Here is a 15,657-nt window from a genome sequence, read left to right on the forward strand (position 1 = left end):
TGAGACGGAGGCGGATTTTGCATATCAAAAGGAGGGGCTGCTATGAGCGGCGAAACGGCATTGATCCAAATGTCGCACATATCCAAGACATTCCCCGGCGTCGTCGCGCTCGACGACGTGCAGTTTACATTGCAAAAAGGGGAGATCCATGCGCTGCTGGGCGAAAACGGCGCAGGGAAATCCACGCTCATCAAGGTTCTCACGGGCGTCGAAGAGCGCGACGGAGGGACAGTGCTGCTGGAGGGAAAGGAAATTTTCCCCAAGACCCCGCAGGAGGCCCAGGACGCCGGCATCAGCACGGTGTACCAAGAGGTCAACCTGTGTCCCAACCTCTCGGTGGCGGAAAATGTCTATATTGGACGCGAACCCAAAAAGGGCGGGCGGATCGATTGGAAAACCATCAACACGCGCTCCAAGGAGCTTTTGGAGCGGTTTGACCTACAGATCGACGTGACCAAAACACTCGATTCCTATTCTGTGGCAGTGCAGCAGATGGTGGCCATCGCGCGCGCGGTGGATATCTCTGCAAAAGTGCTGATCTTGGACGAACCGACGTCCAGCTTGTCCACGCTGGAGGTGCAGAAGCTGTTTGAGATCATGCGGATGCTGAAAAAGCAGGGGATGGGGATCGTTTTTGTCACCCACTTCCTCGACCAGGTGTATGAGGTATCGGACACCATCACCGTGCTGCGCAACGGCGGCTATGTCGGTACATACGCCACGGCGGACCTCCCGCGCGTGCAGCTGGTCGCCAAGATGATCGGCAAGGAATACGCCGACCTCAACCAGCGCTTTGTCAACGAAGAGGCCGCAAAGACGGAAAAAGAAACCCTGCTGTCCCTCAAGGATGCCAGCGGCGCGGGCACGATCGATTCCATCTCGCTCGACGTCCACAGCGGGGAGGTGCTGGGGCTGTCCGGCCTGCTCGGGTCGGGCCGCTCGGAAATTGTGCGCCTGATCTTCAGCGTGGACCGTCTCAGCGGCGGTGAGATGGTGCTCAAGGGCGAACCCATCCACAACCGCAGCCCGTTGGGCGCGATCCGCAAGGGTTTCTCCTTCTGCCCGGAAAACCGGAAGACGGAGGGCATCATCGGGGATCTGAGCATCCGGGACAACATCATCCTGGCGCTCCAGGCAAAGCGCGGCATGGTCAAGGCCATCTCTAAGGCGGAAGCGCAGAAGCTCGCCGACGAATACATCGAAAAACTGGAAATCAAGACGCCGTCCGCGGACCAGCTCATCAAGAATCTCTCGGGCGGCAACCAGCAGAAAGTCATTTTGGCGCGCTGGCTGGCTACCAACCCAGACCTGCTGATGCTGGACGAACCCACCCGCGGCATCGACATCGGCACAAAGGCGGAGATCCAGAAGCTGGTGGTCCAGCTTGCGGAGCAGGGCATGGCGGTTATCTTTATTTCCTCGGAAATTGACGAGATGCTGCGCTGCTGCGACCGCATGGTCGTTTTGCGGGACAAAAAGAAGGTCGCGGAGCTGAACGGGCAGGAGATCTCGGAAGCGGCGATCATGCATTATATTGCGGGAGGTGCGGAGAATGAACCTGCTTAAAAAATGGAGCAAGGCGCAGGTGTTCTGGCCCATTGTGATCTTCCTGTTGATCCTGCTGGTCAATGGGATCGTCTCGGGCGGCGCGTTCTTCGAGATGAAGATCGTGGAAGGGCATCTGTATGGCAGAATTATTGACATTTTGCGGAATGGTAGTAAACTTATGTTGTTAGCCACCGGCATGACGTTCGTTTTGGCCACCGGGGGGACCGATATTTCCGTCGGCTCTGTGATGGCCATCAGCGGCGCGATCGCGTGCAGTATTGTTGCAAATGGCGGTAACGTGGCCGTCGCAGTGTTGGTGGCGATTTTGGCAGGAGTTGTAGCAGGGGCATGGAATGGGATGCTGGTCGCGAAGGTCAAAATTCAGCCCATCGTCGCAACCATGATCCTGATGGTGGCGGGCCGCGGCATTGCGCAGCTCATCACCAACGGTAAAATCATTACCATCAATTCGGATTCTTATTATTTTATCAACGGCGGCTATATTTTGGGCCTCCCGTTCCCGATTTTCATCGTGGCGTTTGTCGTGCTTATCGCCATGCTGTTCACCAAAAAGACCGCCTTCGGCCTGTTTTTGGAGTCCACGGGCATCAACCCGGTGTCCAGCCGCTTTGCCGGCATCAACGTGGACCGCATCAAATGGCTGGTCTATACCTTCTGCGGCGTGATGGCGGCGGTTGCCGGCCTGATCGAGAGCGCGGGCATCAAGGGCGCGGACTGCAACAATGCGGGCCTTTTGATCGAGATGGACGCGATCCTGGCGGTCGCAATCGGCGGCACATCCCTGAACGGCGGGCGGTTCTCCATCCCGGCGAGCCTGGTTGGCGCGCTGATTATCCAGAGCATCACCACGTCTATCTATGCGATGGGTGTTGCCCCGGAGGTCACGCTCGTGGTCAAATCGCTGATCGTTGTCTTTATCTGCCTGTTCCAATCCAAGGCGTTTAAGGATATGCTCAAGAGGCGGTTCCTGTCCCGGAAGGCGGTGAGCCAGGCATGAGAGAGACGAGTGGAAAGAAGAGAACGTTCCGGATCAAGAACATTTCCCTGGCAATCACCACTGTGCTGTTCCTAGTGCTGTTCGGCGCTGGGTCGGTTGCATACGACAACTTTTTCTCGTTCTCAACGTTCTTCAATCTGTTTAACGACAACGCGTATCTGATGATCGCTTCCATCGGGGTAACGTTTGTGTTGCTGACGGGCGGCATCGACATTTCCATTGCATCGACCATTGCGTTTACGTGCGTGTTTTCCGCGTTTTTGCTGCGGCTTGGCTGGACCCCGCTGATCGTGATCCCGCTGGTCCTGTTGATCGGCCTGGCGTTTGGCGCGCTGATGGGATACATGATCCACTATTTCAAGCTTCAGCCGTTCATTGTCACGCTGGCGGGCCAGTTCTTCATGCGCGGCATGTGCGCGGTCATCAGCACGGAGTCCATCCCGATTTCGGATGAATTCTACAAGACCATGGCCCTGACGAAGGTCACTTTGTTGGGCGGCAGGATCTATTTCTACGTGTTTATCGCCATCGTGGTGTTGCTGGTTTCGCTGTTCGTGTTGAAATTCACGCGGTTTGGCCGCACGGTCTACGCGGTGGGCGGCAACGAGCAGTCCGCCATCCTGATGGGCCTGCCCGTGGCGCGCACCAAGGTCGCTGTGTATGCGATCAGCAGTTTTTGCGCGGCGCTGGCCGGTGTGGTGTTCAGCTTCTATACGCTGGCGGGCTATTCCCTGCAGAACATGGGCCTGGAGCTCGATGCGATTTCCTCCTCCGTCATCGGCGGCACGCTGCTGACCGGCGGCGTGGGCAACGTGATCGGCACGACGGTCGGCGTCCTGATCCAGGGCGTGATCCAGACCATCGTGACTTACCAGAATTTGAACACCTGGTGGACCAAGGTGACCATCGCGGCGCTGCTGTGCATCTTCATCGTGATCCAGAGGGTGATCGCCATCCGCGCGGAAAAAGCAAAGGGGACCGCAAACTAAAGCCGTTGCTTCCTTTCAAAGAATCCATATCCGATACGAAACAGGGGCCCGAAGGAACCCATCGTATTGCCATCCCTGGCGGGAGGCCCTGCGCCGCCCGCCAGGGGTATTGTGCTTTCTGCCATGTGCTGTAAAACCGCCATCTGAACAACGGATGATCCAAATGCGAGAGAATGTTGAGGTGCATGCAGATGCAAAGACAAACAAGGAAAACAAAGGCCCCGTGGGCGGTGCTGCTCGCCCTGTTCCTGCTGGCAACAGCTGTGTTCCCCACAGCGGCGTGGGCGAGCGCGCAGCAGGACCCCTCCGCTTCGGAAGAGGTCAGTTATCTGGATACGGTGTCCGTCAGCCCGGATGCGGACCTGGAGGAAGGCAACATAGAGATCCTATACTATTTCTACAACCGGTGCCTTTCCTGCGACGAGGAAGCAACCATTGAGGAAAATATCCTTGGGATGCTCAAGAAGGATTTCCCAAACGTCACAGCGGACCTCACGATCAAAAATGTGGCGGAAGAGGAAAACCTGGAGGCCCTGCGCCAGGCCCTGATCGACAGTGGGGTTGGGGAAGAAAAACTGATGCAGCATCCGATCGTGTTCATCGGCGACCAGGTGCTGATCGGCTCGCAGGAGCTGGGGGAAAAGTTCCAACCGGCGGTGGCGGCGTATCTGGAGGAACAGCGCGCTGCTGAGGACGAATCGGTCACGATCCAATACCTGTATGCGGAGGGCTGCTCCGAGTGCGAACAGGTGACGGAATTCCTGGATGGGATCACGGCCGTCGAAGTGCAGAACGAGGATGGTTCGGTCGAAGAAAAGCCCCTGCGCGTGGAGCGCATCGACGCGGGCAATATTGCGGACATCGAAGAGATCAATGCGCTTTACAGCGAGCACCAGGTCAAGCCGGAGGAGCGGCGTGTGCCAATTGTGTTATATGATGGAGGTTATTTCGTCGGCTATGAAAATATCCAAAAGAACTTGATAAATGCGCTAAAAAATGGTAATCTTAGTTATAATGACCAAGCCTTTGCAGAAGGGGCGGAGGAATCCCTCTCGGGGGCCAATTTGTTTTGGGTAGCCCTGTCCGGGCTGATCGGGGGGCTGTCCCCCTGCTCCATGTCGCTGGTCCTTCTGCTGTTTTCGCTGCTGATTGCCGATAAGCAAAAGGTACTGAAGGCCGGGTTCGGGTTCATCCTGGGCAGGATCATCCTGTATTTCCTGCTGGGGACCGTGTTCTTCGGCCTATTGCAGGCAATCGACCGGTCGCTCTTTTCGGGGATCAATACCGTGGTAGCCGTGTTGGTGGTTGTCATCGGGTGTTTGTTTGCCGTCCTGAGCTTTATCGATTTCCTGCGCACAAAGAACGGGCGCGCGGGAAAGGCGATTTTGCAGTTCACCCCGCGCATGAAGGATTTTTACCGCAGGACCGTTGAGAAACTTTCCACAGGGAAAGCTGTGTTTATTGCCGCCATGTTGGCAGGCGCGGTCATCGCGGTTGGGGAATTCCTGTGCACGGGCCAGCTGTTTGCGGCGACCGTCCTCTACTATTTTGATGCCAGTGCAGGAAATATGATGGTGGGGGCCCTCATATTCCTGCTTTATACCGTGATGCTTTCCCTGCCCGCAGTTGTGGTAACGCTTTTGATCTATAAGGGGAAGCAATATTTAGACATTGCGGCGAAATTTGCCGGAAAAGAGCACCTCATCAAGCTTGTGATGGCGGTCCTTTTCCTGGGCTTTGCCGCGTTGAGCGCCTACCATCTGTGGGGCGCCTGATGTCCCGCCGCATCGCTTCCAAAGGGCGGCGTAGCGGAAGCATAGAGCAGCCCCTGTGAAGATCCTCCGGTTTGGGACGGGGGTTTACTGGGGGCGGGCGCATGGCTGCACGCAGAGGCGGGGCGTCTTTTCAGGACATTGCTGTATGCGCCGGCAAGGGCAAGTTAGCCCGATACCGGAGGTCTACAGAAACCAATTGTGTCAGGTCCTTTTGGGGCTGGAGAAATGGGGTGGGAGACAAACTAGAGGGAGCAAAGGTTATTCAAGAAAAAGAAGGAGGATTCAAGTGAAAAGGTTTACAAAATTTGCCACAGCCCTATCGACTGCCTTTTTGATGGCAGCGGTTTTGGCAACGGGCGCCAGCGCGCACGACAACGGGGCTGCCCAGACGCCGCCCATGGGGTGGTCGAGCTGGAACCTCTTCGCGGCCAACATCGATGAGGATCTGATCGTCGATATCGCGGACGCGATGGTGGAGTACAATCTGGATGACGCCGGGTACGAGTATGTCAACCTCGACGACAACTGGCAGTCGTCCGAACGCGATGTCAACGGGAGATTGCAGTTTGACCCGATCCGCTTCCCGCACGACGGCAACTGGCTGTCGGGGCAGATCCACGACAGAGGGCTGAAGATGGGCCTGTATACGTCCAACGGCCTGTACACCTGCCAGGACCTGCCGGCCTCCGAGTTCCGGGAGCTGAGCGACGCGACGAGCTTTGCAAATTGGGAGATCGACTTCTTCAAGTACGATTATTGCCACAATGTGCAGCTCTCCCCCACGGCATATGGCATTTACGGCCTGGATGTCGCAAAGCCGTATGCGCCGGGCACGGAAGTTTATGAGTATTCCTATAGAGACGCGGAGCTGGAAGGCACCGCCTACATCTCTGGCGACCACATCGACGGCCTGGGTGAAAACGCGGGCGCCGCAACTTTCACCGTAACGGTGCCGGAAGATGGTACATATGCGATCAACCTCGACTTCTACAAGAAGCCGTCCAACGAGGACGTGCCGATGTTCGTCGACATCAACGGCGACAGCGCCCATCCGTACCGCATGATGCTGCCGGCCTCCAACTACACCGGCGGCGCACCGGGCAGCCGTGCATCCGCTCTGTTTGAGCTGAAAGCCGGCGAAAACACCCTGCGGTTCTACAACCCGATCCGCAGCTCCAACCGCGACTACGACACCGCCCGCTATAATTACAAGTTCATGAGCACGAACCTGATGCAGGCGACGGAGAAGTATGCAGAGGAGAACGGCAAAGAAAACCGCCCGATCACGCTGGAAATCTGCGAATGGGGCGGCCGCCAGCCTTGGGTCTGGGGCGGCGAAACCGGCAACATGTGGAGAACTACCGGCGATATCGCGGCCAACTGGAACTCCATCTCCAGCATCTACGATACCAACGTAGAGCTGTATAAGTATGCTGGCAAGTACGGCAAAGAAGAGGGCGACAACAACTACGGCTGGAACCATCCGGATATGTTGGAAGTCGGCGTCGGTTCTTCCTTGACGTATGACGAGTATGTCTCGCACTTCAGCCTGTGGTGCCAGATGGCATCCCCGCTGATCCTCGGCAACGACCTGCGGACGCTCGACGAGCATCCGGAAATCCTCGAAATCATCACGAACGAAGACGCCATTGCGGTCGACCAGGACCCGACGGCCATCCAGGGCATCCGCTATCGCGATGAAGGCGATTTCGAGTACCTCGTAAAGCCTCTGACCGACGGACGCATTTCCCTGCTTATGTTCAACCGCTCCAATTCTGCGGCGACCATGACCCAGGAAATTTCCCAGATCGGCGAACTGCTGAAAGAAAAAGACGAGTACTACTATGACAACTACTACAAGCTCGACAACACCTATGTATATCATCTGAAGGACGTCTGGGAGAAGGACGAAGACGGCAACAACATCGAGTTTGACTCCCCGGTTGCCACCGCATCCGTCCCGGCGCACGGCGTCAAGATGTACATCATCGAACCCAATGAGAACGTCCAGGAAGGCGCTTACATTGTTGGCGAACTCGACGACAGCAACCTGAGAAGCGGCGAGAGTGCAATCCTGACAGCGCGCTTTGTCAACGGCGGCGCAACGAAGGTTGACACCGTCGGCATCAGCCTCGACCTGCCGGAAGGCTTCACCTCCAAGGCGCTCTCCTCCACCGTGAGCAGCGACCTCACCACGGGAGAAAGCTTTACTGTCCAGTTCCGCGTCACCGCGGGCGATGTGCCCATGACCAATGAACCGATCACGGTCAAGGCACTTTTGACGTATGAAGGCTCCAACCAGCCGGTCACCGTGACGTTCGATACGATGATCACTGTGCAAGCGGCAGCAACGGGCGACCCGCTGCCGGACGGCCCGTTGACCACCGAAAACTGGGTATCCGGAACTGCCGGCTGGGGCAACATCCAGCAGGACCGCTCCATCAACGGCAACCCGCTGACCATCAACGGCACCACCTATGAGACCGGTATCGGCACGCATGCGCCTTCCGAGCTGGTATACTACATCGGCGGACGCAACGTAGAGTTCACCGCACTGGTCGGCTCCGATGCAGATTCCGGCAACAGCGGCGACATTACCTTCCAGGTCTATGGCGACGACGACCTGCTGTATGACAGCGGTGAGATGGATTGGCATGACGATGCGAAGTCCGTCGCTGTGAAGCTGATGGGTTACGATTACCTGCGCCTGGTCGTCGACTCGGGCGGCAATATGGACTTTGACCACGCGGACTGGATCAATCCGCGAATCGATTCCTATGATCCGGAAGTGCTGGCAGACGATGTATTGACCATTGCGAACGCTTGGTCTGCGAACAGCTACTGGAGAGACCCGGCGGACGGCAAGAACATGGACGGCGGCTCCATGATCCTGGACGGCGTGAACTATGACCGCCCGGACGGCGGCTTCCAGGTGAACCCGCCCAGCGAGGTTGTGTATTACCTGAACGGCGCGTCCGGCGTCTTTACCACGAAGATCGGCATCGGCGATGAGGTGGAGGACGACGCCAACGGCGCTACCGTAAATTATAAGATTTACGGAGACGATGAACTCCTCTTTGAACAGTATATGGATGCCACTTCGGAATCCGTTGACGTTGAACTGCCGATGGCAGGCTATGATTTCCTGAAACTGGTTGTGGAAGAAGTAGACAGCACCGAATATGACCACGCTTGCTGGGTAGAGCCGCGCTTCACCACCTCTACCGAGCCGCTGGCGGCTTTGATCGCAGAGGCGGAAGAGCTGTTCAACACAACGGACAACGTCACGGACGAAGCAATCGAATTGCTCCAGAACGCGATTGACGAAGCACAGGCGCTCGTCGACCTGGGCAGCGAAGCCAATAAGGACGACATGGCGCTTGCCGCGAAGCAGCTGCGCGTTGCGATGCAGGAATTCACCGATTCCAAGTGGGTTGTCGATAAGGCGGGCCTCTATGGCGCGATTATCATGGCGAAATCCCTGAACGAAGAAGACTATGATGCGGATAAGTGGGCGGCCTTTGAGGAAGTCTATGACGCAGCATATGAAGTGTACTTGGATGAAGAGGCAACGCAGGAAGACGTCAATGCAGCGGAGCAGGCACTGCGCGATGCATTGAAGTCCCTGGACGTGGTCGCCGGCGACCTCGACGGCGATGGCGAACTGACGGATGCGGATATCGAGATGCTCCAGCAGTACATCTTGGGCGACCTGGAACTGACGGAAGACCAGATGGCTCTGATGGACTATGACGGCAACGGTACCGTTGATATCCGTGATATGATCCAGTGGAAGAAAGTCCTGTTGACACAGGCATAAACAGCAAACCATTATGACCCAGGCGGGTAGGCCGCCCGGCATAGTGGATTCGGAAAAGGCATTGACAGGCGTTTGGACCCTTTTGCCTGTCAATGCCTGTTTTCTTCCTTTCGAAAAACAAACTGCATAATTTACGTTTGAATTTTATAGAATTTTATGGATATTACATACAGAAAACTGCTTATCAAACCATTCATTGGACAATTCGGCAGAAAGATTTCTCTGCCTCGAAATACATGACAATGTGGCCATGCAGGATGGGAAGAGGGGTGTAGGCTTTGCGGAAAATAAAGGATATGCTGTTGAATGTGAGTTTGCGGACCAGGATGGTCCTGTCCAATATCGTTGTGGCGCTTATCCCCTTCCTGATTTTTTCCATTGTGAGTGGGTTCGTCTTTCTGGATCATGCCCAGAAGACCGCGGAAGAGCACTCCGTGCAGCTGATCCACCAGGTGAGCAACTCCATGGATGTTTATGTGGAAACCATTGAGAAGATGGTCAATTACATCCAATTGGAATTGCAAGACACGCCTTTTTTCACTATGGAAACCGAAGGCGCCTCTGGCTGGGAGAGCGAAACGGATTATATCCGTTCCGTTTTGGAAAACGTTGCAAATTCCCACCGGGAGGTGGCCGGGATCTTTATCGCGACAAAAGAGGATCTTTATGTCAGCACGGGGATGTCGCGCATTTCGCGCGACCCCTTTCAAAACGAACGGTGGTACCGGGAAGCTTCGGAAAACCCCGAGGAAATCCAGCTTATCAGCGTAGTGACGGGCCGGAATATTGTGACCAACCGCAGCTATAGCATCGACGATGTGTTCTCGCTGGCAAAAGCTGTGCAAGACCCGGAAACCGGGGAAGTGCTGGGGGTGATCCTGCTGGATATCCGCCACGACATTATCCAGAGTTCCATCAACGGCGTCACCATCGGGGAAAAAGGGTTTGTCTTTGTGATGGACCAGGAGGACAATATTGTTTATACGCCCGTCAACGGCATTGTATACCGCGTCAACCCCAAGTGGGTCAAGGCGATGGAGCCCATGTCGGTGCAGATCCAGGGCGGAAGCTACCAGATCCGCAGCGAGCTGTCCCCCTATACCGGCTGGCGGACCGTGGGCGTATTTTCCATGGACGAAGTGATGTCCAGCGTCAATACCATTGTGTACATCCTGTTTACCTGCGTCATCATCTCCCTGGTATTGGTGGTCATCGTTTCCTTTAAATTCAGCCGGACGCTCACAAACCCGATCTTTAAGCTCAAACGCCTGATGAAACAGGCGGAATCCGGCGACCTTACGGTCCGTTTCAATTTCGAACACAACGATGAAATCGGGGAGCTTGGGCAGAGCTTTAACCACATGATTGCGCGCATTGACCAGCTGATCCAAATGGTCTATGTGGAGCAGGAGAACAAGCGGACCGCGGAGATGAAGTCCCTCCAGGAGCAGATCAAGCCGCATTTCCTCTACAATACGCTGGATACCATCAGCTGGATGGCCCGCGACTACGATGCGGAGGATATCGTGCGTCTGGTGGACGCCTTGACAAATATGTTCCGCATTGGCCTGAGCCACGGGAAGGACATCATCACGGTAAAAGAAGAGATCACACACGTTTCCAACTACCTCTATATCCAAAAGATCCGCTATAAGGATAAGCTCAACTATGTGATCCATGTGGACGAATCGCTCTATGCCATCGAGGTGCCCAAGTTGATTTTGCAGCCCCTGGTGGAAAACGCCATTTACCACGGCGTAAAGGCAAAGCGCGGCGGCGGCACCATTACCATCACCGGTGTGCCCGAGGGGGAAAACCTGGTGTTCACGGTCCAGGACGACGGGGCGGGGATGCTCCAGGAGAAAGTGGAGGAACTCAACCGGCGGATGAGCGAGCGCAGTGTGCTGGACGAAAAAAAGAGCTTCGGCCTGTTCTATATCCGGGAACGGATCCAGCTTTGCTACGGAAAGGGGTATGGCGTACATGTGGAAAGTGCCCTGGGCGAGGGGACCCGCGTGACCATTACGCTGCCCCTGTATCAAAAGCCGAAAAAATTTGATGAGGAGTGATGGGAATGTACAAGGTGCTGATTGCGGATGACGAGGAGATTATCCGCAGGGGGATTGCCCATTTCCTGAAAAAGGACCCCGATATACAGGTGGTCGCCCAAGCGGAAGACGGGGAAATGGCCTTGGAACAGGCGATGGAATATCACCCGGATCTGCTCTTTGTAGACATCAACATGCCGTTTTTAAACGGCCTGGATTTTATTGAGAAGCTGAAAACCGTCCAGCCGGACGCCTTGATCCTTGTGATTACCGGCTACGACGATTTTAAATATGCCCAGAAGGCCCTGCGCCTAGGGGTCTTTGACTATCTGCTCAAGCCCATTATGGAGGATACCTTTTATGAGGCGTTGGGCAAGGCAAAAGACCAGCTTGGGCACCGGCAAAAACAGGCCCAGTATCTGGAATGGGCCCGGGCGCTGGTGGAGAAAAACCGGCCGGCGTTGATCGCCGAATTCCTGGAGGGCTGGCTGGACGGCCGCTTTACGGAAGCGGAGATCCAGGAGCGCATTTCTGCCCTTGGGCTGGAACTCCCGGAGCCAGTCGGCGTGACGCTGGTGCATCTTGAGAACAAGGACAATGCGGAAATCGGCGGCGAGTGGGACGAGGACTTGCTGTTCTATGCGGCGGAAAATATGGCGAATGAGGTCTTCCAGACGCTGCGCCCTGTATCCACCTGCCGGAATTCCGCCGGCGAATTGGTGCTGCTCACCGCGGGGGAACCGCGCGCTGTGTGGGAGGCCGCGGGGGAACAGCTCAAACACTTGCTGCAAACCCACCTGCCGGTGGATGTCTTCCTCACCCGGCGCCTGGGGGATACGCTGCAAGGCCTGCCTGCCGCATACGAAGGGGCGTCCGAGGACCTGCGTACCCTGTTGGAGACGCCGCAGCTTGTCCGGGATGCAAAAAAATACATCGAAGAAAACTTTGCCCGGGAGGAATTCTCCCTCACAGAGACGGCGGACTATACGCATGTCTCCCCGCAGCACCTGAGCCGGGTGTTCCGCCAGAGCACGGGCATCACTTTTATGGACTATATCACGCGGGTACGCATCCGCCGGGCGATTGAGCTTTTGCGCGATGACGACCACAAGATGTATGAGATTGCGGAGGCGGTCGGGTACTCCAGCCAGCATTATTTCAGCAGCGCGTTTAAAAAGGTGCTGGGGGTTTCGCCTATGGAGTACAAGAAGAGCTTGCAGAAAAGGGGCGAACCCAATCCATGACCGGCCCAACGGCAGGAATGTAGAAAGGAGGGAATCCGCATGCGGGAACGGATCAAAAAGGCAGGCTACCGGTTGATCGGGAAAGCTGCCTGCGCATGTATCCTGATTTTTGTGTTGCTCTTTACGATCTTCTCCGCGTGTGTGGTAAAGCAGCAGCCAGACCAGATCTCCTATGTGATCGGCGTATCGCAGGCCAATATGCGGGAGCCCTGGCGGTTGGTGCTCACGCAGGAGATCCAGGAGGAAGCTGCCAAACATCCGGACGTGCGCCTGGTCATTACGGACGCGACGGACAACAGCGATAAACAGATCGCGGACATCCAACGGTTGCTGGATTTCGGGGTCGATTTGATGATCGTCTCCCCTTGTGACGTCAAAAAGGTCACGCCGCTGGTGAGCGAAGTGTACCAGTCGATCCCTGTGGTGGTCCTTGACCGCGTGGTGGAGGGGTACGATTATTCCCTCTTTATCGGCCCGGATAACGAACTGATTGGGAAGCGGGCGGGGAAATCCGTGTCTGCCATGCTGGGCGGCAAAGGGACCGTCCTGGAGCTCTGCGGGAGTTCCGTCTCGCAGGCGAGCATCGACCGGAGCGAGGGCTTCCGAAGCGTCATCGAAGAAGCGGGCAACGTCAGGGTGGAGCAGGTGCATGTTGTGAGCGAATCCCGCGACTCCGCGGAGGATATTGTCCGGGCGTTCGGCACGCATCTGCGCGACATCGACGCGATTTTCGCACACAACGATTATATGGCCCTCGGCGCTGCCCGCGCGCTGGAACAGTTGGGCTACGACGATATCCGCATTGTGGGGGTCGATGGGTTCACCGGGGAGAACCGGGGGATCGACCTGGTGCGCCGCGGGCTGATCGACGAGACGATCACCTGCCCAACCGGCGGCAGGGAGGCTGTCCAATATGCGCTGGAGATTTTGCAGAATGTCAGCGGCGTCCCCAAGCAGGTGATCCTGCGGAGCCACAGCATCACAAAGGAGAATGCGGACGAATACGTCGAGAGCCTCAACCGGGTGTATGAAGAGCCCGACCGGATCATCGACGTGGGATATGCACAGGTTGGCACGGAGAGCGCCTGGCGCTTGGCAAACACCCAGTCGATCAAGACCGCGGCCAAGGATTTTGGCATCAACCTGATCTACGAGGACGGCAACCAGAGCCAGGAGCGGCAGATCGAGGCGCTGCGCCGGTTCATTGAGATGGAAGTGGACGTCATTGTGCTAAGCCCGGTTGTAGACAGCGGCTGGGACGAGGTGCTGGAGGAAGCGCAGGACGCGGGGATTCCGGTCCTCCTTTCCGACCGGAAGGTCAGCACACAAAAGGACGATATGTATATGACGTTTATCGGCGCGGACTTCCTGGAGGAAGGGCGGCGTGCCATGCGGTGGTTGGCCGGGACCATGGAAGACCCGTTGGAGCATGTGCGCATTATGGAAATTGAGGGCACCGTGGGGGCGTCCCCTTCAGAGGAGCGCAGCCAGGGGTTCCAGGAGGTTATGCAGGAATACCCCAATTGCCAAATTGTCTATTCAGCCTGCGGGGATTTCACCTATGAGGGCGGGAAACAGGTGGTAGAGGATTACATGGCCTCCCATAAGTGGGACATCGACGTGATCTTCTCCCAAAATGACGATATGGCGCTCGGCGCGGCGGAGGCGTTGGAGGCCCATGGCCTGAAGCCCGGCGTGGACGTCAAGCTGATCTCTGTGGACGGCGCGCGCTCGGCCTTTCAAGCGCTGATCGATAAACGGCTGAACTGTGTGGTGGAATGCAGCCCGCTGCTGGGACCCCAGCTGATGAAGGCGGTCAAGGACTTGATGGCGGGAAAAGAGCTGCCCCTGCGCATTATCACCGACGAAAAGGTCTATACACAGGAGAATGCGCAGCAGTACATCCGGAGCAGGAAATATTGATTTCCGGGGAAAAGGGAAGCGGGATCGCTTCCAGACTTCCCGGCGCGCGTGCCGGAGGGGAAGCCGCGCAAGCTTCCTTATGCCGGGGCGCGCAGCAGCAACCAACTGAGTTTGATAAGGAGGATAAAAAGCATGGTCACACAAGAATTGTTTGGCACGACACGGGGCGGGGTCCCCGTATACCGGTTTTGCATCGAAAATGCGAGCGGGGCGTCCGTGAGCGTGATGAACTACGGATGCACCATCCAGGCAATCCGGGTGCCCGACCGCAACGGGACGTTGACGGACGTCTGCCTGGGGTACCGCACCCTTGCGGAATACGAGCAGAACAATGGGTATCTGGGGGCTGTGGTCGGGCGCCATGGCAACCGCATTGAAAAGGGGATTTTCCAGCTCAATGGGACGGAATACCATCTGGCGGTCAACGATGGGCCGAACCATCTGCACGGCGGGATTTGCGGATTTGACAAGCGCGTTTGGGACGCCAGCATTGAGGGGCAGTCGGTGATGTTCCACCGGCTTTCCCCGGACGGGGAAGAGGGGTATCCCGGCAACCTCGATGTGCGCGTGACGTACACCTTTACCGATGACAACCGGCTGCTCCTGCAATACCGTGCGGAGACCGACGCGGACACCGTGGTCAACCTCACGAACCACTGCTATTTCAACCTGTCCGGCGAGGGGAAGGGGACGATCCGCAACCACATCCTGCGCATTCCGGCGGAATCGTTCACGGAAAACGATGCGGACTGCCTGCCGACCGGCACCGTCCTCTCCGTCGAGGGGACGCCGTTTGACTTCCGGGAGAGCAAGGAAATCGGGCGGGATATGGACGTGGACTGCCCGCAGCTGCGCAACGGGAAGGGATATGACCACAACTTTATCCTGGACGGCGGGGATGGGGAGAAGGTCGCCGCAGAGCTCTATTCGCCCGATACAGGGATTGCGATGACCGTCCGCACCACCATGCCCGGCGTACAGTTCTACAGCGGGAATGTGTTGGATGGCCCGGTCGGGAAATCCGGGGTGCCCTATGAGACGAACATGGGCTTGTGCTTGGAGACGCAGTATTTCCCCAATGCGATGTCGTGCCCGCATTTTCCGTCGCCGGTGCTGCATAAGGGAGAGCTCTATGCACACGACACGTCGTTTACGTTTGGTTGTAAATAAAGAAAATTATCCAAAATGTATTTAATATATCCTGTATTTGCCGCCTGCAAAGGCCGGTTGGACTTTGCTGCGAAAACAGGGAGACGAGGGGAAGGCTTGTATCAAAAGCCTTCCTCTCATAC

9 protein-coding genes are annotated in these 15,657 nt (G+C 56.6%); all 9 read left to right on the top strand.

Features of this window, described 5'->3' with window-relative positions; translation table 11 throughout:
* Nucleotides 1–42 precede the first annotated feature (42 nt).
* Nucleotides 43–1,566 carry a sugar ABC transporter ATP-binding protein gene (locus tag I2G69_RS10985; RefSeq protein WP_195560783.1) on the top strand — a complete coding sequence of 508 codons (1,524 nt, stop codon included), beginning with the start codon at nt 43–45 and terminating at the stop codon, nt 1,564–1,566.
* Complete coding sequence (locus I2G69_RS10990; RefSeq protein ID WP_087234587.1) at nt 1,553–2,566, top strand: ABC transporter permease; 1,014 nt, start codon at nt 1,553–1,555, stop codon at nt 2,564–2,566. Before I2G69_RS10985 ends, I2G69_RS10990 begins: the two co-directional genes overlap by 14 nt.
* Nucleotides 2,563–3,555, top strand: a complete 993-nt coding sequence (gene yjfF, locus I2G69_RS10995) for a galactofuranose ABC transporter, permease protein YjfF (RefSeq protein ID WP_191405552.1) — start codon at nt 2,563–2,565, stop codon at nt 3,553–3,555. The genes I2G69_RS10990 and yjfF overlap by 4 nt, the downstream gene beginning before the upstream one ends.
* Before the next feature lie 191 nt (nt 3,556–3,746).
* Nucleotides 3,747–5,330, top strand: a complete 1,584-nt coding sequence (locus I2G69_RS11000; protein WP_195560784.1) for a cytochrome c biogenesis CcdA family protein — start codon at nt 3,747–3,749, stop codon at nt 5,328–5,330.
* 286 nt (nt 5,331–5,616) lie between these two features.
* Nucleotides 5,617–9,150 (top strand): NPCBM/NEW2 domain-containing protein, encoded by a 3,534-nt coding sequence (locus tag I2G69_RS11005; RefSeq protein ID WP_195560785.1) that lies wholly within the window; start codon nt 5,617–5,619, stop codon nt 9,148–9,150.
* A 278-nt stretch (nt 9,151–9,428) separates the two neighbouring features.
* Nucleotides 9,429–11,219: a sensor histidine kinase gene (locus I2G69_RS11010; protein ID WP_195560786.1), complete on the top strand. Its 1,791-nt coding sequence runs from the start codon at nt 9,429–9,431 to the stop codon at nt 11,217–11,219.
* Between the two features lie 5 nt (nt 11,220–11,224).
* Nucleotides 11,225–12,442 (top strand): response regulator transcription factor, encoded by a 1,218-nt coding sequence (locus tag I2G69_RS11015; RefSeq protein ID WP_195560787.1) that lies wholly within the window; start codon nt 11,225–11,227, stop codon nt 12,440–12,442.
* 39 nt (nt 12,443–12,481) lie between these two features.
* On the top strand, nt 12,482–14,365 hold the full coding sequence (locus I2G69_RS11020; protein ID WP_195451245.1) for a substrate-binding domain-containing protein: 1,884 nt from the start codon (nt 12,482–12,484) through the stop codon (nt 14,363–14,365).
* A 132-nt stretch (nt 14,366–14,497) separates the two neighbouring features.
* Nucleotides 14,498–15,535 carry an aldose epimerase family protein gene (locus tag I2G69_RS11025; RefSeq protein ID WP_195560788.1) on the top strand — a complete coding sequence of 346 codons (1,038 nt, stop codon included), beginning with the start codon at nt 14,498–14,500 and terminating at the stop codon, nt 15,533–15,535.
* The last annotated feature ends 122 nt before the right edge of the window (nt 15,536–15,657 follow it).

The organism is Anaeromassilibacillus sp. D41t1_190614_C2, assembly GCF_015558525.1.
Taxonomy (GTDB): Bacteria; Bacillota; Clostridia; order Oscillospirales; family Acutalibacteraceae; genus Anaeromassilibacillus; species Anaeromassilibacillus stercoravium.

Coding starts and splice junctions, on each gene's coding strand:
- I2G69_RS10985 (WP_195560783.1), top strand. CDS start 43: ATGAGCGGCGAAACGGCATTGATCCAAATGTCGCACATATCCAAGACA.
- I2G69_RS10990 (WP_087234587.1), top strand. CDS start 1,553: ATGAACCTGCTTAAAAAATGGAGCAAGGCGCAGGTGTTCTGGCCCATT.
- yjfF (WP_191405552.1), top strand. CDS start 2,563: ATGAGAGAGACGAGTGGAAAGAAGAGAACGTTCCGGATCAAGAACATT.
- I2G69_RS11000 (WP_195560784.1), top strand. CDS start 3,747: ATGCAAAGACAAACAAGGAAAACAAAGGCCCCGTGGGCGGTGCTGCTC.
- I2G69_RS11015 (WP_195560787.1), top strand. CDS start 11,225: ATGTACAAGGTGCTGATTGCGGATGACGAGGAGATTATCCGCAGGGGG.
- I2G69_RS11020 (WP_195451245.1), top strand. CDS start 12,482: ATGCGGGAACGGATCAAAAAGGCAGGCTACCGGTTGATCGGGAAAGCT.
- I2G69_RS11025 (WP_195560788.1), top strand. CDS start 14,498: ATGGTCACACAAGAATTGTTTGGCACGACACGGGGCGGGGTCCCCGTA.